Source organism: Butyrivibrio sp. XPD2002 (assembly GCF_000423945.1).
In the GTDB taxonomy this organism is placed as follows: Bacteria; Bacillota; Clostridia; order Lachnospirales; family Lachnospiraceae; genus Butyrivibrio.
The window spans coordinates 338916-360842 of sequence record NZ_AUIY01000001.1; the positions used below are offsets into that span (position 1 = coordinate 338916).

The 21927-nt window shown below is 41.9% G+C and carries 17 protein-coding genes; all 17 read right to left on the bottom strand.

Translation table 11 applies throughout. The annotated features are described in order from the left end of the window. Positions 1–150: 150 nt before the first annotated feature. Entirely contained in the window at positions 151–1935 is a 1785-nt protein-coding gene (locus G587_RS23990; RefSeq protein WP_051200519.1) for a SpoIIE family protein phosphatase, read from the bottom strand. 68 nt (positions 1936–2003) lie between these two features. After that, complete coding sequence (locus G587_RS0101415) at positions 2004–3659, bottom strand: putative polysaccharide biosynthesis protein (protein WP_026490773.1); 1656 nt, start codon at positions 3657–3659, stop codon at positions 2004–2006. 5 nt (positions 3660–3664) lie between these two features. Then, entirely contained in the window at positions 3665–5110 is a 1446-nt protein-coding gene (gene glgA / locus G587_RS0101420) for a glycogen synthase GlgA (protein ID WP_026490774.1), read from the bottom strand. Positions 5111–5158: 48 nt separating this feature from the next. Beyond that, on the bottom strand, positions 5159–6253 hold the full coding sequence (trpS, locus tag G587_RS0101425) for a tryptophan--tRNA ligase (protein WP_026490775.1): 1095 nt from the start codon (positions 6251–6253) through the stop codon (positions 5159–5161). Between the two features lie 68 nt (positions 6254–6321). After that, positions 6322–7491, bottom strand: a complete 1170-nt coding sequence (locus G587_RS0101430) for a cobalt-precorrin-5B (C(1))-methyltransferase (protein ID WP_026490776.1) — start codon at positions 7489–7491, stop codon at positions 6322–6324. A 444-nt stretch (positions 7492–7935) separates the two neighbouring features. Continuing rightward, the gene (gene rho, locus G587_RS0101440; RefSeq protein WP_026490777.1) at positions 7936–9492 is read right to left on the bottom strand and encodes a transcription termination factor Rho; all 1557 of its coding nucleotides are present in this window, start codon (positions 9490–9492) and stop codon (positions 7936–7938) included. A 225-nt stretch (positions 9493–9717) separates the two neighbouring features. Then, positions 9718–10017: a hypothetical protein gene (locus tag G587_RS0101445; protein ID WP_026490778.1), complete on the bottom strand. Its 300-nt coding sequence runs from the start codon at positions 10015–10017 to the stop codon at positions 9718–9720. 88 nt (positions 10018–10105) lie between these two features. After that, the gene (locus tag G587_RS0101450; protein ID WP_026490779.1) at positions 10106–11017 is read right to left on the bottom strand and encodes an SPFH domain-containing protein; all 912 of its coding nucleotides are present in this window, start codon (positions 11015–11017) and stop codon (positions 10106–10108) included. Positions 11018–11034: 17 nt separating this feature from the next. Beyond that, positions 11035–11487, bottom strand: coding sequence for an NfeD family protein (locus G587_RS0101455; RefSeq protein ID WP_051200521.1), 453 nt, complete (start codon positions 11485–11487; stop codon positions 11035–11037). 46 nt (positions 11488–11533) lie between these two features. After that, on the bottom strand, positions 11534–14152 hold the full coding sequence (locus G587_RS0101460) for an extracellular solute-binding protein (protein ID WP_026490781.1): 2619 nt from the start codon (positions 14150–14152) through the stop codon (positions 11534–11536). 42 nt (positions 14153–14194) lie between these two features. Further along, complete coding sequence (locus tag G587_RS0101465) at positions 14195–15430, bottom strand: ABC transporter permease (protein ID WP_026490782.1); 1236 nt, start codon at positions 15428–15430, stop codon at positions 14195–14197. Then, the gene (locus tag G587_RS0101470; RefSeq protein WP_026490783.1) at positions 15427–17265 is read right to left on the bottom strand and encodes an HlyD family efflux transporter periplasmic adaptor subunit; all 1839 of its coding nucleotides are present in this window, start codon (positions 17263–17265) and stop codon (positions 15427–15429) included. Before G587_RS0101470 ends, G587_RS0101465 begins: the two co-directional genes overlap by 4 nt. A gap of 82 nt (positions 17266–17347) precedes the next feature. Next, entirely contained in the window at positions 17348–18301 is a 954-nt protein-coding gene (locus tag G587_RS0101475) for a carbohydrate ABC transporter permease (RefSeq protein ID WP_242830011.1), read from the bottom strand. Position 18302: 1 nt separating this feature from the next. Continuing rightward, positions 18303–19343: a carbohydrate ABC transporter permease gene (locus tag G587_RS0101480; protein WP_242830012.1), complete on the bottom strand. Its 1041-nt coding sequence runs from the start codon at positions 19341–19343 to the stop codon at positions 18303–18305. A 58-nt stretch (positions 19344–19401) separates the two neighbouring features. Beyond that, positions 19402–20766: a PFL family protein gene (locus tag G587_RS0101485; RefSeq protein ID WP_026490786.1), complete on the bottom strand. Its 1365-nt coding sequence runs from the start codon at positions 20764–20766 to the stop codon at positions 19402–19404. Between the two features lie 33 nt (positions 20767–20799). After that, on the bottom strand, positions 20800–21072 hold the full coding sequence (locus tag G587_RS0101490; protein ID WP_026490787.1) for an ACT domain-containing protein: 273 nt from the start codon (positions 21070–21072) through the stop codon (positions 20800–20802). Between the two features lie 22 nt (positions 21073–21094). Beyond that, positions 21095–21892: an MBL fold metallo-hydrolase gene (locus tag G587_RS0101495; RefSeq protein ID WP_026490788.1), complete on the bottom strand. Its 798-nt coding sequence runs from the start codon at positions 21890–21892 to the stop codon at positions 21095–21097. Positions 21893–21927: the final 35 nt, after the last annotated feature.

The window sequence follows — 21927 nt, forward strand, 5'->3', positions numbered from 1 at the left end:
TTGAATCTTTAGTAGAATATGCCAGATAAGTACCATCCGCACCAACCGGGTTTCATAACTTTGTTGACTATATCTTAAATTGTCATGTCCAACAAATGTCCAACATGTTTTTTGCTTAACAAATCTAATCATCAAACGCAGTAAAATACGCTATTTATCGCCCTTGTAAAAATATGACAGCATGGTAATATCGTCAAACTGATCAGCCTCACCGACAAATTCATCGATATCTTTTCTTACGGTTTTTATAAGAGTCTCAGGATCATTACTTGTGCATTTATTTAGCGCAGTAACACACCTGTCCATTCCAAACAGTTCATGTTCAGTATTCTCAGCCTCAGTAACTCCATCAGTATAAACAAACACACTATCCCCGGGCATGAGCGTAAATTCATGCTCCCTGAACTTAGCATTCTCCAGCATACCAAGAGGATGTGAATGCTTATACATCACAGGTTCAAATTGTCCGTCCTTATGCCTTAAGATAGGATGCTCATGGCCGGCATTAGCCGCAATACCCTCACCGGTCTTTAAGTTAATAACTGCAAGCCATACAGTTACAAACATCTCAACCTTATTACCGCTACACAGGGTATTATTAACATCATAGAGAATATCAGCAGGAGTTCCTCTATTTGACTGTGTTCTTATCTTAAGAAGTGTCTTTGCAATCACCATGAACAGAGCTGCAGGAACACCTTTTCCGGATACGTCAGCAATGACAATAGCTAGATGGTCATCATCAACAAAGAAGAAGTCGTAAAAATCGCCGCCAACCTCCTTTGCCGGATCCATTTTTGCATAAATATCGAACTCTTTTCTGTCAGGGAAAGGCGGGAAATCGCAGGGAAGCATATTTTCCTGTATCCTGGTTGCTACGTTGAGCTCAGTATCAATCCTCTCCTTATCAGCAGTTACCTTCTGAACCTCATCAATATAACTGTCTATGGTAAGCGCCATATTGGAAAAGCTATGGGCGAGCATACCTATCTCATCGCGTTGCTTTATTTTGGTCAGCCGCTTTACTACCTCTTCGCTATCCTTATTTATCATATAATTTTCAACGTTGCTCTGTACTTCCTTTAAAGGTACAAGAACATAATTCCTGATAAGAGACAGACTTATCGCCGCAAAAATCAGCATAAACAAAACAGTAAACAGTGCACCATGTCTGGTCTGATCTGCTATTTCATGCTGAACGGCAAAAGTACTGTAGGTAAGGCCAAGGAATATATGATAGCCGTTAATATCTGTAAGAGTCTCATAGCGGTCAACAAAGCCTACACTTTCTGCCATGTGATAGGAATTGCTAAGAGTATCCATTAAGGTATTTTTCTGCTTTTCATCAAGCTTAATTGTAGTTCCAAGGGTATAAAAATCTCCGAACTTAGAGCTTCTTGGTCTGGATCCATCAGAACCGCTAAGAAGATATATGGCATTTTCAAATTTTTCATCAGCAGCAAGACAATAAATATACTCTATGTCAAAGGCCTTCCTTATCATATTGAGCCTCATGACACAGCGATTGTAAATTACTTCCGCATAGAACTTTCTGTCCTCTTCGGAAAGTGCCTCTATATCATCTGTAGATGCTGAATTAAAAATAAAACCGGGATTTCTTAAATTGAATTCATGATTTTTAGCAGCAGAAATTTCATTCGTATCATATTCGACTTCCATGGAATCCATGTTTTTAATCCAATATTCAAAGACATAATCCATGGATCTGTACTGGGCAAAATATCCGTCCAGATCATCAAATATGTTTTCTGCCTGCATATTTTTCTGATTCAGAACAGTCTGGGTTGATGCTGTGGCAAGTATAACCCACGAAACAAAACCAATTACGACTGTTCCGATCAGGAAGTAGATTAGAATCTCTACGAAAACGCTTATTTTGATGTTGCCTTTATATTCTGTATTGCTATTCTTCATTAAATCCACCTCACAGACTTAACAAGTCGATACTAACAGAATAAGTCCAACAAATGTCCAACACTAAATTATGTTGTTTTCATAATATGTGTCTTCTTTAAAATATTTACAAGCTTTGATCCCTTGGGGAATCCCATAAGCTCTTCCTCTGTAACGCCTTTGGTTCTAACCATTCCAACCGCGTATGTAAGGACACCTGCAGAAATTGCAAATGCGACAGAAATAAGATTTATGAAATAATCTCCTGTCATAAAGGTTTCAAACAGCATGGAAACGAGCTTATATACTCCAAATGCCACAAGTCCCATACATGCCGAAGCGCCTGCAGGTATTATGTACATTTTCATAATGTCGTATTTAACATCAAGTGTCTTGGATACAGCTCTCTCATTCAAAATACACATAACCAGTGAATAGATTATGGTCACTATCGCAAGTGATTTATTTCCAAGATCTGTAAATAACAATAACGGTGCAAGTACTGCAGACTGAAGCACCAGCGCTATCGCCGCATTCAGAACAGGAATGTTAACTCGTCCGATACCCTGCAAGATCGCATTACTTACTGTAGATACAGAATAAAATACGACTGTAATAGCAAGCAGCTGCATAAGAACACCTGCTTCATGCAGTGTATCCTTCTGCGGGAACATCAGCATAATGATAGGATCAGCAAGGGCAAAAAGACCTACTGCTGAAGGAATCGCTATCATATAGATCATCCTGTATACCTTTTCAACAAGCTGCTCTGTTCTCTCGAAATTTTTCTGAGCATAATATGTTGAAATACTGGGCATGATCGTTGAAGCTGTAGCAGTTGCTATCGCAATAGGAAAATTAGCGATTGTAGCCGCTTTTCTACCATATACACCAAGTCTCTTGGTAACCTCAGTATGAGCAAAGCCCCTCTGGTAGGTCATGATCTTGGTAAACATGGTCGAATTAAGAGTATTTGAAAAGTTATAAATCGCCGTACTTAAAATGATAGGTGTGACAATCATGATGATAAGAAGGAAAATCTCTCTGTATCCAAGATCCTCATGCCTATCATGTATCACCTTACGCTTAATAGCATCTCTGTTTATGTTGTAAACAAAAAGCATAAACACAAGGGCAATCAGAACACCCGAACCGGTACCAAGAGCACTACCTATAGCACCATACATGGCCTGAATAGAATCATCCCCGCCCTTTGATGCAGCAAACTTAACAAGGAAGTAAGCTCCGCCTACGGATACTATGGCATTAAGTATCTGCTCTATAAGCTGCGATACACTGGTAGGAACCATTGTTCTATGAGCCTGGAAGTAGCCTCTTAGTACTCCCAGTGGACCGAATATAAATACAATCGGTGCAAATACTCTTAGAACCGGAATCGCATATCCATCGACAACATAGGGTGCGCCAAAGAATATGAACAAAGTTCCGAGACCGCCAACTATAAAAACATAAATAAGCGCACAGTGAAAAATTCGCTGTGCGTTGCGATACTCATGTACCGCCAACCTCTGCGATATGATCTTACTCATCGCAGAGGGTATGCTGTAGGCTGAAATCAATAATACAATTTGGTAAATGTAATATGATGCAGTGTAATATCCATTACCCTCATCACCAATAATGCCGGTGAGAGGCGCCGTATATAAAAGGCCGATTATTCTGGATATAAAGCCTGCCATTGCAAGGATAGAACCCTGCACAATAATACTTTTCTTCTTACTCATCTTAATTAGGGTCTAAGCCAATCGTACATCTCCTGATATTTGGATGCAGAAACCTCCCATGAGAAGTTTGCAGCCATTGCACGATCTATCATCTTATTCCATTCGCGCTTGTTGTCATAGTAAACTCTCTCAGCTTCGCGAACGGTACGCATCATCTCATGCGCATTGTAATTGAGGAATCCGAATCCGGTTCCTGTGCTCTCATACTGATTGTAAGGCTCAACAGTGTCCTTAAGTCCGCCTGTCTGCCTTACGATCGGGATTGAACCATATCTGAGGGCCATCAGCTGAGACAGTCCGCAGGGCTCAAATAATGAAGGCATAAGGAATGCATCTGAAGCCGCATAAATCTTATGTGAAAGCGGATTAGAATAGAATATGTTAGCTGATACCTTATCAGCGTACTTCCAGGCAAAATGTCTGAACATATTCTCATACTGCTCCTCACCTGTTCCGAGAACAACTATCTGGAGAGCATCCTGACAGAGCTCATCAAGAACATAAGCAATAAGATCAAAGCCCTTCTGATCAGTAAGTCGTGAAATGATACCGATCATCATGATCTTGTCATCCTCAGGAAGACCCAGCTCTCTCTGAAGCGCTCTCTTATTCTTAACCTTCTCTTTGCGGAAGTTAATTGCATTGAAGGGATAATCCAGGAACTTATCGGACTCCGGATTAAACTCAGTATAATCAATACCGTTAACAATTCCTCTGAGGTCATTGGTTCTGGCTCTCAAAAGTCCATCAAGACCCTCACCATAGAACTCAGTCTTAATCTCATCTGCATAGGTGCTGCTGACCGTAGTGATCGCGTCAGCATAAACAATGCCGCCCTTCAACAGGTTAGCATCCTTGTAATATCCAAGCTTATCCGGTGTGAAGTAATAATCCGGAAGGCCTGTAATATCCTGAACATCCTTTGCATCCCATTTTCCCTGGAACTTAAGGTTGTGGATAGTCATTATGGACTTGATTCCACGGAAGAATTCATTACCCTGGAATCTCTCCTTCAGATATACAGGAATAAGGCCTGTCTGCCAGTCATGGCAGTGGATGATGTCAGGTCTGAAGCCAATTACAGGAAGGATTGAAAGAGCTGCCTTACTAAAGAAAGTAAACTTCTCAATCTCCCATATAACATCTCCGCCATATGGTGCCATTCCACCAAAAAAGTACTCATTATCTATAAAATAGTAATTAACGCCGTCAACCTCAGCATGGAAAATACCTACGTATTCACTCTTCCAGTGAAAATCCATGTAGAAATTGGAAACGTATTCGAGCTTATCCTTCATCTCCTGAGCCATGCAGGTATATTTGGGAAGGATTACTCTTACGTCAAAATATCTCTTATCAATGTCCTTCGGAAGTGATCCGACAACGTCTGCCAAACCGCCTGTCTTAATAAATGGTACGCCTTCTGATGCTACAAATAGAATGTTCTTCATGTAGTGCCTCCATTATTGGAAGATTTTTTATTATATTTTTTTATTTTATCAGTCCTCAGTAACCTTGTACTTAGCGGACTGCATAGCTATAAGCTCCTCGTCTGAGAAATAATCGATTCTCATAGCCTTCTTGACATCACTTAAGGTCTGTGCAGCAACTGCCTCTGCTACCTCAGAGCCCTTCTTGATAACGTCATATACATAAGGAATATCCTTCTGGAATTCCTCTCTGCGCTTTCTTATAGGCTCAAGTTCAGCCTGAAGTACATTGTTAAGGAACTTCTTAACCTTAACATCACCAAGTCCGCCTCTCTTATAATGAGCCTTCATCTCATCAAGATTAGCGTAGTCAGGTGCAAACTCTGCAAAGTGCTCATCCTTTGCAAATGCATCAAGATAAATAAATACCGGATTGTTCTCAACTTCACCGGGATCCTCAACCCTGAGGTGATTAGGATCTGTGAACATACCCATTACCTTTTTCTTGATCATCTCCGGTGACTCTGAAAGGTAGATGCAGTTACCAAGTGACTTACTCATCTTGGCTGTGCCGTCTGTACCGGGAAGTCTTAAGCATGCCTTATTGTCAGGGAGAAGAATGTTAGGCTCAACAAGGGCCTCTCCGTAAACGGAGTTAAACTTACGAACGATCTCTCTGCACTGCTCGATCATAGGCTCCTGGTCCTCACCAACGGGAACTGTAGTAGCCTTAAATGCAGTAATATCAGCAGCCTGGCTTATAGGATATGTAAAAAATCCAACAGGTATACTTGTCTCAAAATTACGCATCTGTATCTCAGACTTAACTGTGGGATTTCTCTGAAGTCTTGATACAGTAACAAGATTCATGTAATAGAATGAAAGCTCTGTGAGCTCAGGTATCTGTGACTGAACAAAGAGTGTGCTCTTGGCAGGATCAAGACCTACAGCAAGATAATCAAGTGCAACCTCGATAACATTCTCTCTTACTTTGTCAGGGTTCTCAGCATTGTCAGTCAAAGCCTGAGCATCTGCGATCATTATAAAAATATCATCAAACTCGCCTGAATTCTGGAGTTCAACCCTTCTTCTGAGTGAACCGACATAGTGTCCAACATGAAGCTTACCGGTCGGACGATCGCCGGTCAAAATTACTTTACGCATAACCTTTTTCCATCTCCTCATTTAGATTCATATAAATTCATTTAATGTATAGTATAACATATAAAACTCTATTTTTTTATAGATAGAGCAAATTGTTCTCTGCTAACGGATGCAATTACATCACTTATCTCAGGAGTCTGTCCCAGAATGCCGTAATCGGGATGAACAGGGATAACTCCAAATTTCATGGTCTTACCACCGAGTCTGTTCTGAACATAGTCACCTATCTTCATACAAACGCTCTGCAAAACAGCCTCCCTGAGTCCCCACTCAGTGAGCTTGGCCAGCATCTGATCTGTGGTGGCGATATCCTGAAGTATTCTCGCCTGGGAAATCGTGCCGCCCGCAAGTACTGTGTGAAGTGATAGAACTTCACGCCTGCCATCGGCATTCCAGGTGTGTGTATCCATGATTCCGGCTGCAAGTCTAAGGAGCTTTGATGCACTGCCCACCAAAAGGAAATTCTCCATACCGACCATAGCCGCCATATCAAGGGTATCACCTATGTAATTACGGCATCTAATGCTATATGCCATTGAAATGTGAACAAAGTCCTGAATATATTTATGTCCTGCATTACCAGGAACCGCAATGACATTCCTGATGCCCTGCTCATATTGCTCCTGAATGGTACCTGCAATCTCTGCCAGAATATCATCCTGAGAGGTTCTGGCAACTGAGCCGTTACCTCCAAGTATTCTGCAGGTCATGCCCGGTCTGTCGTAGGACACTGACGTAACCGTAATTTTAATAAGAGGCATGATATCAGCAAAATGAATGGCATCTGCCACCGCCTCAAAAATTATATTCCTGGCATCCTTATCAATGTAAGCAAAACCAGCCTTTCCATTGGGATCTCCCGCAGGAATCCTGTCTATTCCATCAGTTCCATCCAAATACAAATTGATATACTCCGGCTTAATAAAAATTGAATCCGAAATATCAGCAAGTCGCCTTACGCGCTCAACAATAACATGGATCTCGGAGATACCCGATAAACCGTTAATGTTGCTTCCCGAGGTGAGAACACAGTACTCACGCATAGCGTGGTTCTCCGGGTGAGGCACGAAGCGAACAGGTACATTTATTATTTTTCCCTCATCTGTATGGAATTCTATTGACTCATAACTAATGCGAAGGAGCAAAGACGAAGCAGCTGCTTTGGCGGCAACTGCGGCGATTGCACCTCCGGTAAGTGAAGAAATATTTGAAAAAACGTTATCAACTTTATGGATCATTGAATTCCCCCTAAAAGTGTTTTTTCATATATTCACATTTATTAATATAGTATAACATGTTTTATTGTAAGTCGCTCTAATAAAGGGATATCTTTTATATTAATTCTTAATTAAAATCGAGAAATATTCTAAATCTCGTTAGTGATTATATTTAATTTCGAGTTATTTTATATTTAGTTTATGATTTGTCCATATTCTGTACAAATTTACTCTTTACTATAGTCTTAACAGGAGTTAGAACTTCTGACTCCCCCAACAAAACTTTTTTCATACCGGGTTGTCAGGTTCCCCACCTGACAACCCCTCCTCCCAAAAATACAAGCCGCAAGGCTTTTTTTGTTGGAATAATACGGGCGGGGCTCCCGCATGTCGTCCCCAAACCTCGTTGCGAAAATATGCATAATCGGTTTGGGTACAACATATGGGAGCCCCGCCCTTGGTTATTTAATATCTTGCGATTTGTTTTTCTACCATGCGTACAAACTCAGTGTTTGTGCGTGTTTTGGAGAACATGTTGATGCACTGGTCAACGGCTTCGTCGGCCTTCATGCCGTTAAAGCCCTTACGGAGTGCATTAACAGCTGCAAGCTCATCGGGTTTAAGAAGAAGATCTTCTCTTCTGGTGCTGGACTTAGGAATGTTGATTGCAGGGAAGATTCTCTTTTCCTGCATCTTTCTGTCGAGTACCATTTCCATGTTACCTGTTCCCTTGAATTCCTCGTAGATAACGTCGTCCATCTTGGAGCCTGTTTCAACAAGGGCTGTTGCAAGGATTGTAAGGCTTCCGCCCTGTCTCATCTTTCTTGCTGCACCAAAGAAGCGCTTTGGCATATGAAGGGCAGCGGGATCAAGACCACCGGAAAGTGTTCTTCCTGACGGAGGAACTACGATATTGTAAGCTCTTGTAAGTCTTGTGATTGAATCAAGAAGAATCATAACGTCCTTGTTGTGCTCAACAAGACGCTTAGCTCTCTCGATAACCATCTCTGATACTCTCTTGTGGTGTTCAGGAAGCTCATCAAAGGTCGAGTAGATGACCTCTGCGTTAGGTCCCTCGATACTCTCCTTGATGTCCGTTACTTCCTCAGGACGCTCATCAATAAGAAGAACGATGAGGTGAATATCAGGATTGTTTCTCTTAACGGAAAGTGCCACATCCTTAAGAAGTGTGGTCTTACCTGCCTTCGGAGGAGATACGATCATACCACGCTGTCCCTTACCGATAGGTGAGATAAGATCCATGATTCTCATGGCGATCGTGCAGCCGGGGTGCTCAAGAACAATCTGCTCCTTAGGGAAAATGGGAGTCATCTTCTCGAAATCCCAACGTCCCATAGCAACCTCAGGCTTATAGGTGTTTATGGTATTAAGCTGGAGAAGTGCTCCAAACTTATCATTTTCCTTTTTCTGTCTTGCAATACCTGTAAGGATATCACCGGTCTTAAGATTATATTTTCTGATCATTCCGGGAGCAACATATACGTCGTTCTCTCCGGGAAGATAATTCTCACAGCGGATAAATCCAAAGCCGTCCTGCATAACCTCGAGGATTCCGTGTGCATCGATACCGTTTGCGATCTCAGCATCCTCTGCAGGGGCTTCCTTTTTAGGTGCGCTCTGCTCGTGAGCTGCTTCAGCAGGCTTATTCTCAGGTCTTCTGTTTTCTCCCTGCTTATTCTCAGGCTTTCTGCCTTCCTCAGGTTTATTGTCATGAGCCTTCTTCTCAGCGTTATTACCCTGAGTGTCAGCCATAATTATCTTTTTGCGGCCGGGCTTTTTAGCAGGAGCCTTCTTCTCGCCATCATCAGCCTTAGGAGCTTTGTTCTCAGGCTCTGCCTTCTGTGCAGCCTGGGCTCTCTGCTCAGCCTTCTGCTTCTCATCAAGCTCTAAAAGAGCATCAATAAGCTCTGACTTTTTCATCGTTGTAACGCTCTTAATGCCATTCTGCTTTGCGAGGTCACGCAGTGAAGCCAGTGTAAGTGTTTCTAATTTTTCTCTCAACGTTTATTCCTTTCTTATAAATATAAAAAATATTTATTTACCTAAATATTAATATGCTAGTGGAAAAAATAATCGATAACTTATAACTTAAGTCTGATTGTCGACAAGCTAATGCTCCAAGATTAAACTACCTTCGACTATTGTTCACGATACATCATTAAAGAAAAAATATCAATAGAAATTTTTTTAAGATTTTATTAACTATACATTTAGTAAAAAGGGGAACTAGTCGTTCCCCTTACCACTATCAAGCATGATTCCTATGGCTTCCTTAGCAACCTCATAGAGCGTAGCCATCTGCTTTGCGCCCTCATCATCCATCTCGGCAAGCTTATTATATTGGGAAGTAAAATAGTTCTTTGCCTGAAGAACGGTGGCGCTGGATATAACTCTTCCGTTACTCATAATGGTACCTGTCTCAGAGTTATATCGGCCTGTTGTTGTCTTGAATTTCTGAGCATCGCCCATTCCCATTGACTGAGCAAGGGAGTGGATAAGAGCTTCTCTTCCTTTATTATCCGGCATATGTCCCCCTCATCCGTCACCTTAGGTGACGCCATCTCCAGCTGGAGATGGCCTAAAAACAATGTTTTTTTCTAAGGAAAAACTTATATTACTTTGCAACAACTTCCTTGATTGACTCAGCAAGTCCTGCAACACCTGCAATATTGCTGGGAACAATGATCTTTGTAGCCTGGCCGTTTGCAGCCTTCTCAAATGCCTCAAGGCTCTTGATTGTAAGAACAGACTCATCTGCGCCAGCTTCCTTAAGCATTGTGATACCGTCTGCATTAGCCTTCTGGACACTTCTGATAGCCTCAGCCTTACCTTCAGCCTCTCTGATCTGCTTCTCCTTCTCAGCTTCAGCCTTAAGGATTGTAGCCTGCTTATCAGCCTCTGCCTGAAGAATCTTACTCTGCTTCTCACCTTCTGCAACTGTGATTGCTGACTGCTTCTCACCTTCTGCGAAGAGGATCTTTTCTCTCTTTTCACGCTCAGCCTTCATCTGCTTCTCCATGGCGTCACGGATCTGCTCCGGAGGATTGATGTTCTTAAGCTCTACTCTTGTAATCTTGATTCCCCAGGGATCAGTTGCAATATCAAGTGCATCCTGCATCTGAGCATTGATCTGGTCACGGCTTGTAAGAGTCTCATCAAGAGTAAGTGAACCGATTACATTACGAAGTGTTGTAGCTGTAAGGTTCTCAATAGCACCGATAGGATTTCTTACTCCGTAAGCATAAGCCTTGGGATCAGAAATTCTGAAGAATACGATTGAGTCGATCTGCATTGTAACGTTATCCTGTGTGATAACGGGCTGAGGCGGGAAGTCGCAGTACTGCTCCTTCAGGTCAACCTTTCTTGCAATCCTGTCGATAAAAGGAACCATGAAGTGAAGACCTACATCCCATGTCTCTTTGTATGCACCAAGGCGCTCAACAATGAATGAATGTGCCTGAGGTACAATCTTGATATTAAGTGCGATAAGAACAAGTATTAAAACAATAACAATGAAAAACGGCATATCTCTCCTCCTTTATTTTAAGCTCTTTTCACAATGAGCTTATTCCCCTCAACCTTTTCTATTACCACAGTCTCGCCGCTTGTTATAACATCCCCATCTTCAAGACTTCTGGCATTCCAGGTTGTTCCATCAAGTACAACATTACCCGTTTCCTTAATGTTGTCTATCTCCTTACTAACATTGACCTTTCGGCCTATCAGCGCATCGATATTGGTCTTAACTATCTTTCCGCCAAGAAGCTTAAGTGACACAGGTCTCACAAGGAGCAGTGCTATTACGGAAACAATAATAAATACTACTATCTGCAAAGGGAGTGATGCTCCCATAATGCATGCAAGGAATGCTGCTAAAGCACCAAGGGCAAACCATATAGTGGTAAGCCCAAGGGTAAGAATTTCACTAACAGCTAAAATAACAGTCAGTATCAGCCAAAATATCATAGGCGACACCCCAAACAAATTGTTGTACATGTCTTCGCCCTCCCATTTTGAACTATAAATTAGTAAGTAATTTTTATTAGCTAATCTCGTTTACATAGATCTGTACACGGCTCTGGATAATATCCGCAACCTCTTCTGCAGTCTTCTGTCCGCTGAAGTATGCTGAAGCCTCTTCATAGATAATGTTTGTTACCTCTTCGTTTGCATTACCAACCTGATCGATGCTGTTAAGGAAGTTGATAACCTCATTGATCTCATCATCTGTCATGGGATCGATAATGATCTCTGTCTCTCCGATGTACCATGTGTCATCGTATTCTACTTCCTTGCCGTTCTCATCAACGTAAGTAGGCTTTTTCTTAGCATCAGCTGAAAGCTTATCCATCATGTTCATGCTTACAGGCCATGAATCATCGATAGTCTTCTGGAAGTCATCTGTCAGGAAGTATCTCATGAACTCCCAGCAGCCATCCTTAACCTTTGAAGAAGCATTCATTGTCAACTGTAAATTAGGATAAAGCGCTGATCCGCTTCCGTTATCTGAAGGGAAACCTACAGTAGTGATGTCCTCACCGAATGTACCCTTCTTCTCATAGTTGTAATCACTAAAGCCATTGAGATAGAATCTGTCTCCAAGTGAAAGTCCCTGTCTCCAATATGCAGAAGTATCGTTGTAGTAATCATCCTCTTCAAGCTCTTCAGGGAACTCGTTTACAAACTCAAGAAGGTGAATGAATGCCTCTGAATTATAGCTACATGTAAGTGTAGTCCAGTCAATATACTGTGAACCTGCAAGACTGAGAGCCATCTCGAATACTTCGTCTCTTGCAAGAGGTCCGAAGATATTCTTATGCTCGATGTTCTTTTCCTTTACGATCTTCTCAAGCTCATCGATAGTCCATGTGTAATCATCACCTACATCCTTCTTGGGAGCAACTACTGTCTCAACATAGAAGCTGGGGATAATCTTGTACATCTTACCGTCTGTCTTGAAAGCTTCCATTACATGATCCATGAACTTGATCTTGCTGAGTTCTTCATCATTGTTGAAGTAATCAGTCATATCCTCAAAAAGTCCCTTGGAAATATAACTGTCTACAGGCATATCAGCATCAAGAACAAGAATGTCAGGTGCGTTACCTGAAACGATATCTGTGTTAAGTCTGTTAGCACCGCCTGAGTAATCATCATCGGAGTCATACTTTGAATAGTCATTGATTACGATACGATACTTGTCGTTTTTCTTATTAAAGCTGATGATCTGTGCTCTAACCTTATAATCGATATAGTTACAGCCAAGTGTGATCTGCTGCTTTTCGCCTACAGCCTTAGGATCAACCTTTGTAAGGTAAGAAAGTGTGTAGCCAGAATCATCTGAAGGAATAAGTGCAACCATCTCCTCGTCTGAAATAGCAGCAAGGTTGGATAATCCATAAGTGTTGATATCAGAGTCTACGAAGTTAAGTATCATTGATACGTTAGCATCGCCCATGTTGTATGTGTAAACACCCTCTGAACCTACTGCAAAGAAATCATGGGAGCCTGCACCTGAGTAGAATGTATAATCATAGAACGGATTCTCTGATCCCTCTACAGCTGTAAGTGTTCCGGCATTTACATCTACCTTGTAGAATTCTGCAGTTGCAGCATTCATGGCACCGAAATTACCATCGCCAAGCTTATAAAGCATTACAGATCCGCCATATTCACTATCTAAAACATCACTGGCTTCAAAGTCTCCGGCAAGGCTTCCATCCTCGGTATTATACTTGTGCATACCGTTTGCATCTGCTGTAAGAAGTGTGCTGTCATCAACTAAAAGGAATGAGTTGATATAAAAATATGAATCAGCACTTGTATCAAGCTTATTTCTCCAAACCTCAGCACCTGTGCTGTCATGCTTAACCATGTAGTAAACATCAGACTCAGCGGTATCACCACCAAGAACCTCTTCATTAGAGATATCGATGTAGTTATCAGCTGACTCTTCAGTAGTAGTGCCGTCACCCTCTGTTGCAGCATCACCTGTACCATCTGCAGACTCTGTGGTAGCTGCATCAGCATCTGTGCTTTCGCTATCAGATGTAGCATCTGTGGCGGCAGAAGTATCCTCTGCATCAGTAACTTCAACGTCTCCGTCCTCGCCGGAATACTGGTCAATATCATCAACAACACTATCAGAATCAGAGCTATCTGTATCAATTTCGATATCGCCGCCTTCTATGATGCCGCCCATATCACCGCTCATTCCGCCATCGTCAGAACTGAAATCAAAGCCGCCGCCCATTCCGGCAAACTGAGTCTCAACAGTATAAATTGAACCATCGCTGGCAACAGCAACATTAGCAACACTAAGGTTGTCCTTCATAGGAAGGGAAATAGGTGTAACATTACTTCCATCCTTGTCAAAGGTATATAAGGTGCTCTGGTTACTGCCGTCATCGCCAACAGAATTGTAAAGTGCATATACCTTATCGCCATAGCTTCCAAGAGCTGAAATGCTTGCAAGGTCTACGCCTTCTCCAAGGTTAATTGCGGTCTCCTTAAACACGAAAGCAGTAGCATCATGTCCTGCTTCCTCATCTGCTGTAGATGATGTGTTACTCTTTTTGCCACAGCCACAGGCAGCCATATTAAGCGCCATAACTGTAGCAAGTGAAATACTAAGAATTCTCTTTAGATAAATTCTCTTCATTAAATATCCTCCTTGTTAGTGGGTGAAGCAAACTAAATACCATTAGAAATATTTCCATTTTTCGTTATGGTATTTAAGATTTGACTCAACATCATATTTCCAGTCGACAAACTTTTGAACAAGCATGCCAACTGTCCACTTTCTGTGCCTGTAAGCCTGAACGACTATAATAGCTACCATAATGAAAGCTATTACGGCACATATGATTTGAATTAAAAATACAACAGCCAAAATATTCTCATAGGCTCTGGCATTGTTCTCCCAATAGGGATAAATTACAGGTTTCGTCTGCATTCCTCTGGTATTGAACTTGGTAAGAAGATTAAATAAGTTACCATTTTCAAATCTTGCAGTATTATCAACAACCTCAACCTGCGTTGTATTAAGCTGGAGCTTATCTATGACAAAGTTTTTGGCATAATTGTCTACTGTGTTGGGCATAACAATTTCCATGCATACTATGCCCTTGGCCTGTACCTCGACATCAGAAGTACCACTCTCTGCTTCATCATCATTCTTAGAAGCAACATCGACCTTTCCAAGTGTTCCATTGGTAGCAAGTACAGACGCATCAATTTTTCCATAAGTAGCCAGGGACTCAAAGGACATGTAAACCGTAGGGAATATCATGCCAGAAGCCTTAACATACTTACCGCTGTCCTTCTTAACGACACCGTCAATATAATGAGGAACTCCTCCAATAAGGATGCTCTGTCCAACAATATTGTTGGAACCAAACAGCTGCCACGCAAGCTCTTCATCAAGCATTATATGATCCTTCATGAGAGTATCACCGGCAAAGTAGTTACCACTCATTACACGCATAGGATGAAACTGGAAATAATCTCCGCCTATACCTATGGCAACTGCTGTGACAGACTTTAAATCCCTGGTAAGTTCAACACTACCTACTGCGCTATAGCAATAATTCCAGACTGCACCGGAACCCTGTGTGCTTGCATCAGCTTCCTGAAGTCCGTCAGCTATAAGTCCCTTATTAATGTTGTATACATACTCATTTATCTTGTCTGTACCAACACCCTGGTTCTCTGAAAAGAACATGCTGACCTGACCACAGCGGGTCTCATTAGACCATCTCTGACCCATCTGCTGATCGTACTGCCTGTGTACAACCTGGGCTCTGTAAAGATCAAGCCCAAATATTGTGAGAACAAGCAACACTATTACTGCAATATATATGATCTGTTTTAATTTCAGATTTTTGAAAAAATTAGTTATTCCAGCCTTCATCTTGGCCAATATATCTACTCTGTTCATGAATTGTTAGCCAGTCTTACCTGATCACCTGAATTAATAGGAGCTGTTGAAGTGGTGATCACATATTCATCTCCCTCAAGACTTCCGCTTATAGCTGCGGTTGTATCATCAGTTCCCAAAACCTCAACATCCACTCTGGACGCAATATATCTGTTTCCAAGAGGGCTTGATTTTGATCTGACTATCAATATGAACTTTCCGTTTGTATCCTCTCTTATAGCTCCTGCAGGAACTGTAAGGTCGTAGTTATCAGATTTCTGTCCAATCTGAAGACTTACAGACTGTCCGCTCTGAACCTCTGTACTCTCGATAAGGAATGTAAGTACCTTCTTTGTGTTGGGGTTCTGCTGGTCTGCTGTAATAGATTTAAGTGTTGCCTTGAAGTCTGTGTAGTACCAGGAGTTCTGAGGCTCAGCGATATCACCGACCTTAAGTCTCTTAGCCTGATCCATGGTAACTGAGAAGCTTGTCTGCATTCCCTTGCTGTCCATCTGAATAACAGCAACTGCATTCTCAGCATTTGTAGACTCACCGGCCTTAAGAGCAAGCTCAGTAATCTTACCGTCAACAGGTGCATCGATTGTTGCACCAACGGCTTCCTTCTCAAGCTTCTCTATTGTTTCCTTCTGGTCTGCGATAGTATCTCTCTGACCGTCAAGCTCGATTTCCTTGGCGATCTCTGTAAGGAGCTCAGTTCTGTCATTTGTAGCTTTATCAAGCTCCTGGGCTGTCTTGTTCTTTATATCCTGAAGTTCTGCAGCCTTTCTCTGGTAGTCGTTATCTACCTGGCCTGCCTGTGTTGTAATCTGTGATGTATCCTTTGTGCCGTTAGCCTGCTCAAGAAGGAGCTGGTTTTTCTCTGCTTCAAGAGCCTCTATATAAGCTTCATTTACAGTTTTCTTTGCAGCTGTAGTCTGCTGAGACTTCTCATAAGCTTTCTTTTTCTTTTTATATTTTTCGTTAGCAGCATCGGTAGCATTTTTGGTTGAATCCCAATATTCCTTAGCAGCTTTTTCTTCTTTGCTGCCTTCACCATATTTTCCTTTTGTTTCGTAATATGACTTTTCCGCTGAAGATTGTGCAGACTTAGCTGAATCCAATGCAGACTTAGCTGAATCATACTCATCCTTTGCTACAGTATCACTTGAATCGGAACTGGAATCAGAACTATCAGCTTTTGCAGCTTCAAGTAACTGATCAATCTCTGTAATTCTATATGTAATATCAGCATCTCTGTACTGAGGAGTTGCCTCATCATAGTTGTACTGAGCTGCTGTGTATGCCTGATCCTGTGACTGCTCGTCAATTGCAGCCTGAGCATTCTCATCGGCTGTCTTTGCATTATCATATCTGTCAGTAGCAGCCTTGAGCTTTGCCTGAATCTGATCCATTGTTAAGGTCTGGCCGTTTCTTACACGGTTAATGGCCTCATTTGAAAGATCACCTGAGAAAAGTGAAGTCTCATAGGTCTGCATAAGCTCCTCAAGCTTCTGTCTTGCCTCTGTTAATTCAGTTGATTCCTTATCCTCAAGGTAATAAAGAACATCTCCCTTCTTAACCTCTGCACCTTCAGAAACAGCAACGCTCTTGATTACGCGCTCCTGAGAAACCTTTACGTTGTAAGGATCCTTTGCCTCAACAGTACCTGTTCCTCTGATAATCGGTGAAATTGTTCCCTCCTGAATCTGCTGAATAGCAACCTCAGGCAGTGAATAATTCATGATTGTGTTTGAAAAGAATGTAAGTAACAAAAGGACTGTCAAAAATGCGATAGCAATATCCTTGATAATGTCCTTACGACTTTTCTTTGGTCTTTGATTCTTTACTTCAGACATACCTAAATTCCTCTTCCCTTAAATACTATTGCTTGCCCCCTCATATATGGGCAAATTGCCATTTACCATTTGGCAATAAAATCTATCCTTTTAAACCACCCTGGTATGAAATACCTTCGATAAGGTACTCTTCCCCGTAGAGGAAGATCAGAAGCGGAGGCACCAGATAAATAACTGCGACCGCGAATGCAAGGCTTATCTCTCCTGCATTGATCTTCGACAAAAATACCGAGAGTGGATGAAGCTCATCATTAGTTAAAAGTATCAGTGGCTGCTCAACCATGTTCCAATAATCAATAAACACAAGGATCGCTATTGATATAAGTCCGCTCTTACAAAGCGGGAAACATATCTGTGAGAATATCTGCCACTCGCTGGCACCATCGATCGATGCAGCTTCCATAACCTCTGTGGGTATTCTTCGTATAAACTTCGTAAGCAGATAAACCGCAAACGGTGAAAAGAATCCCGGAAGCCATATCGCCCATCTGGTATCAAGTATCTTAAGCCAGGATGAAACCAGATAGTTGGGAACCAGTGTAACCTGGTAAGGCATAAGCATCATTATGATGTATATAAAGAAGATTATTTCTCTTACCCTGCCCTTATATCTTGCAAATCCGTAGGATGCAAGCATCGCAACCATGAGCTGTACTACAAGAATCGGAACAACATAGAACACACTGTTCCAAAACTTAACCAGGTACTCAGGTGATTTAAACAGCACCGTGAAGTACTGACTGAAGGACACCATATCAGGTATAAACTTCAGGTTTACCGTTTTTGAAATAAATACCTTACCGCCCGTTTCAGTGGTCTGAAATACCGCGCCGTAGTTGGCATTGATCTCAGACGAACTCATGAATGAATTTGTTATTGTAAGTATTGTCGGCAGCAGGAACAATGCTGCAAAAATTGTACATATAATTGTTCCGGCTATAATGCCGTATTTGTATATTTTCTTTTTTCGTCTTGCCTTCCGAATAGCTCTCTCGTAGAACTGTTGCTCACCGGTAGGCAATTTCATTCCCGCCATATCAGCCTTCTATATCCTTTCCATACCGGTTTTCCGTAAGAAACATTATGAGCATAAGTACAACGATTACCAGAGCCATCATTATGGCCGAAGCGGAAAGCTTCTGATAATCGACAGACGCAAATGTATTATTCATAAAGTGCTGCATCATATACAGCGTTTTATATGGATAATCTCCGGTTAATAGATAAATCTCTCTAAATACCTTAAAGGAGTTGATAAGAGACATTATCGTAACAAAGAGTACTGTTGATGAAAGATATCTCATCTTGATAGTCCAGAAAATCTGGCTATCTGTCGCACTCTCAAGTCTCGCAACCTCAATAAGGTCTTTGGGTACGCTGGACAGCGCAGCCATAAACAGGATCATGTTGTATCCCAGGTTCTTCCATAGGAACAACGCGACAATAACTATCTGAGCCTTATCTGACTTAAGCCAGTCAATCTTAGGCCCGCCAAAGTACATTCCTATTACATTGACAATTCCGTTAAAGTGGAAAAGCACCTGCCATATAAGGACGATAGATGCTATCGGAACCATCATGGGACTCAGGAAAAAGCTTCTAAACTGACTCTTGAAGGGAATTCCCGATTCCATTACCACCGCCAGAAATAGTGAAAGCGCAACAGCCAGAGGCACTGCAATAATAGAAAACATGAAGGTATTGGATGCAGCCTGCCTGAAGGCATTGTTGGTAAATACTCTTTCGAAGTTAAACATTCCTACAAATTCCTTCTGAATCGGGTTATTAACCACGGCGTAGAATACAACTACGCAGAAAGGAATTACGAAGAATGTAAGAACTCCCATAAGACTGGGCAGCAGGAAAGCCCAGGAAACAGCTGTCTCTCTTATGGCCTTCTTGGTGCTTCTTCCTCTCTTCCAGTTTTTCTTCATTTTGTCGAGAGTGGAATTATTTTTAATGCGGTTTACTACAGAGCCCTTTTCTGAGGTCTGCCCTGCAGCATTCCTTCTCAAAAATCTATTTAGTTTCCCAGATTTTTCCGAAACCTTTTCGGAAATATTCTTGAACTTTTCCATCTTTTAAAGTTGTCAGTTCCTATCCGCCGGAAGTGCCGGCTTTTTATATTTATTCAGCTTAGTTCTTAAAGCTGTGTATAGGCGCAGGTATTCTTCCGCCTCTGTTTACGAACTCATCACAGGAGAATTTGTTAACGCTCATGATGGGACCAAATCCCAGAAGTCCGCCAAAGTCTACTGTATCACCTGCCTTCTTACCGATAACAGGGATAAGTCTTACTGCTGTTGTCTTCTGATTGATCATACCGATAGCCATCTCATCAGCGATGATTCCCGCAATGGTGGTGCTCTTTGTATCACCGGGAATAGCGATCATATCAAGACCAACTGAGCATACGCAGGTCATAGCCTCGAGCTTCTCTAGTGTCAGAGCGCCGGCATTAACCGCATTTATCATTCCCTGATCCTCACTTACAGGAATAAACGCACCTGAAAGACCTCCTACATAGGAAGAAGCCATAGCGCCGCCCTTCTTTACCTGATCGTTAAGAAGTGCAAGTGCTGCTGTTGTTCCGGGAGCACCGGCATGCTCAACACCGATCTCATGGAGAATATCAGCAACACTGTCGCCGATAGCAGGTGTAGGTGCAAGGGACAGATCAACGATTCCAAAGGGAACGCCAAGTCTTTCGGAGGCTTCCTTTGCAACAAGCTGTCCAACACGTGTTACCTTGAAAGCAGTCTTCTTAATGGTCTCGCAGAGAATCTCGAAGTTCTCACCGCGAACCTTCTCAAGCGCAGTCTTAACAACTCCGGGACCACTGACACCGACATTGATAATTCTGTCAGCCTCAGTTACGCCATGGAAAGCACCTGCCATGAAGGGATTATCATCAGGAGCATTACAGAAAACTACAAGCTTTGTGCAGCCTGCGCTGTCGTTGTCCTTTGTAGCTTCTGCAGTTTTTACGATCACATCTCCAAGAAGACGAACTGCATCCATGTTGATACCGGTCTTGGTGGAGCCTACATTTACTGAAGAGCATACGACATCTGTCTCAGCGAGTGCCTTTGGAATAGACTCAATGAGAAGTCTGTCTGCATTAGTCATGCCCTTACTTACAAGCGCACTATAGCCACCAAGGAAGTTTATACCTACAGCCTTGGCAACCTTATCAAGTGTCTTGGCAATTGTCACATAATCATCTGAGGTCTTGCAGGCAGCAGCACCTATAAGCGCAATAGGTGTTACGGAGATTCTCTTATTTACGATCGGAATTCCGAACTCCTTAGCGATATCCTCACCTGTCTGAACAAGATCCTTGGCAGAGCCATATATCTTTTCATATATGTTTTTGTTAAGTGTATCAAGATCTGAGTTTATGCAATCAAAAAGGCTGATACCCATTGTAATTGTTCTTACATCAAGGTTTTCCTTTTCGATCATTTCATTTGTTTCTGAAACTTCATTTATGTTGATCATTTATCCGTTCCCCTTCGGTATTAAAGCAGTGTATTAGAGTCTGTGCATTGAATCAAAAATCTCTTCTCTCTGACACTTAATAACTACTCCAATGTCTTCGCCGAGGCTTTCAAGAGAATCAGACATGTCCATGAAGTCGACCTGGCTCTTAGCCACGTCAACTATCATCATCATATTGAAATATCCGGAAACTATAGTTTGGGAAATGTCAAGAATGTTGATACCATTCTCAGCAAGGTATGTGCATACCTTAGCGATGATACCAACTGTGTCCTTACCAACAACAGTAATAATAATCTTATTCATAATATTTTACTCCTCACTTTTTTCACACTTCGATAACAGGAGAAAGCTCATTTCTCGCAGCTACCATTATAGGAAAGTCATTTCCGTGATATGGGTTGTCGCCCATTTCTATCTCAACCCGAACAGTTTCATAGGCCAGCTCAGGAAGATTATTTTCTTTACTTAGGTGTCCCAAGAGAATTCCTTTTAGATTATCATGCAGGATTCTGCAAAGAAGCTCCCCACTTTTTTCGTTGGACAAATGTCCTTTTTCACCAAGTATTCGTCTTTTCAGCTGATACGGATATGGTCCCGTCTGAAGCATTCTCACATCGTGATTGGCTTCAAGAAGTACTGCATCCATTCCCTTTAAATTATCAACTGTGTACTCATTATAGCATCCAAGATCAGTTGCGATTCCGATTCTCTTATCACCACAGGCAATTCTGTATGCCACAGGCTCAAGTGCATCGTGCATTATTGTGATCGGATTTATAACGAGATCCTTGACCGATACCTTTTCATCGGCCCTTATTTCATGAAATTCGGAAGCAACCATCTCGCCCTTCTTATCACTTGCACGAATGCCCTGCAACGTTCCCCTGGTAGCAAACACAGGAATATCATGCTTCTTAAGGATTGTGTGTAATCCGGCTATGTGATCCGAATGTTCATGGGTGACAAAGATTGCATCAATGTCATCTAGTGAAAGTTCTAATTTAGACAAACCTTCAACTATTCTTTTTTTACTACATCCCGTATCTACAAGGATGTGAGTGGTATCGGAACCTACGTAAATACTGTTCCCACTACTGCCACTCGAGAGGCTTGCCAGTCTCATATAATGCAGTCTCCGTTTCAATACTAAATTTAATC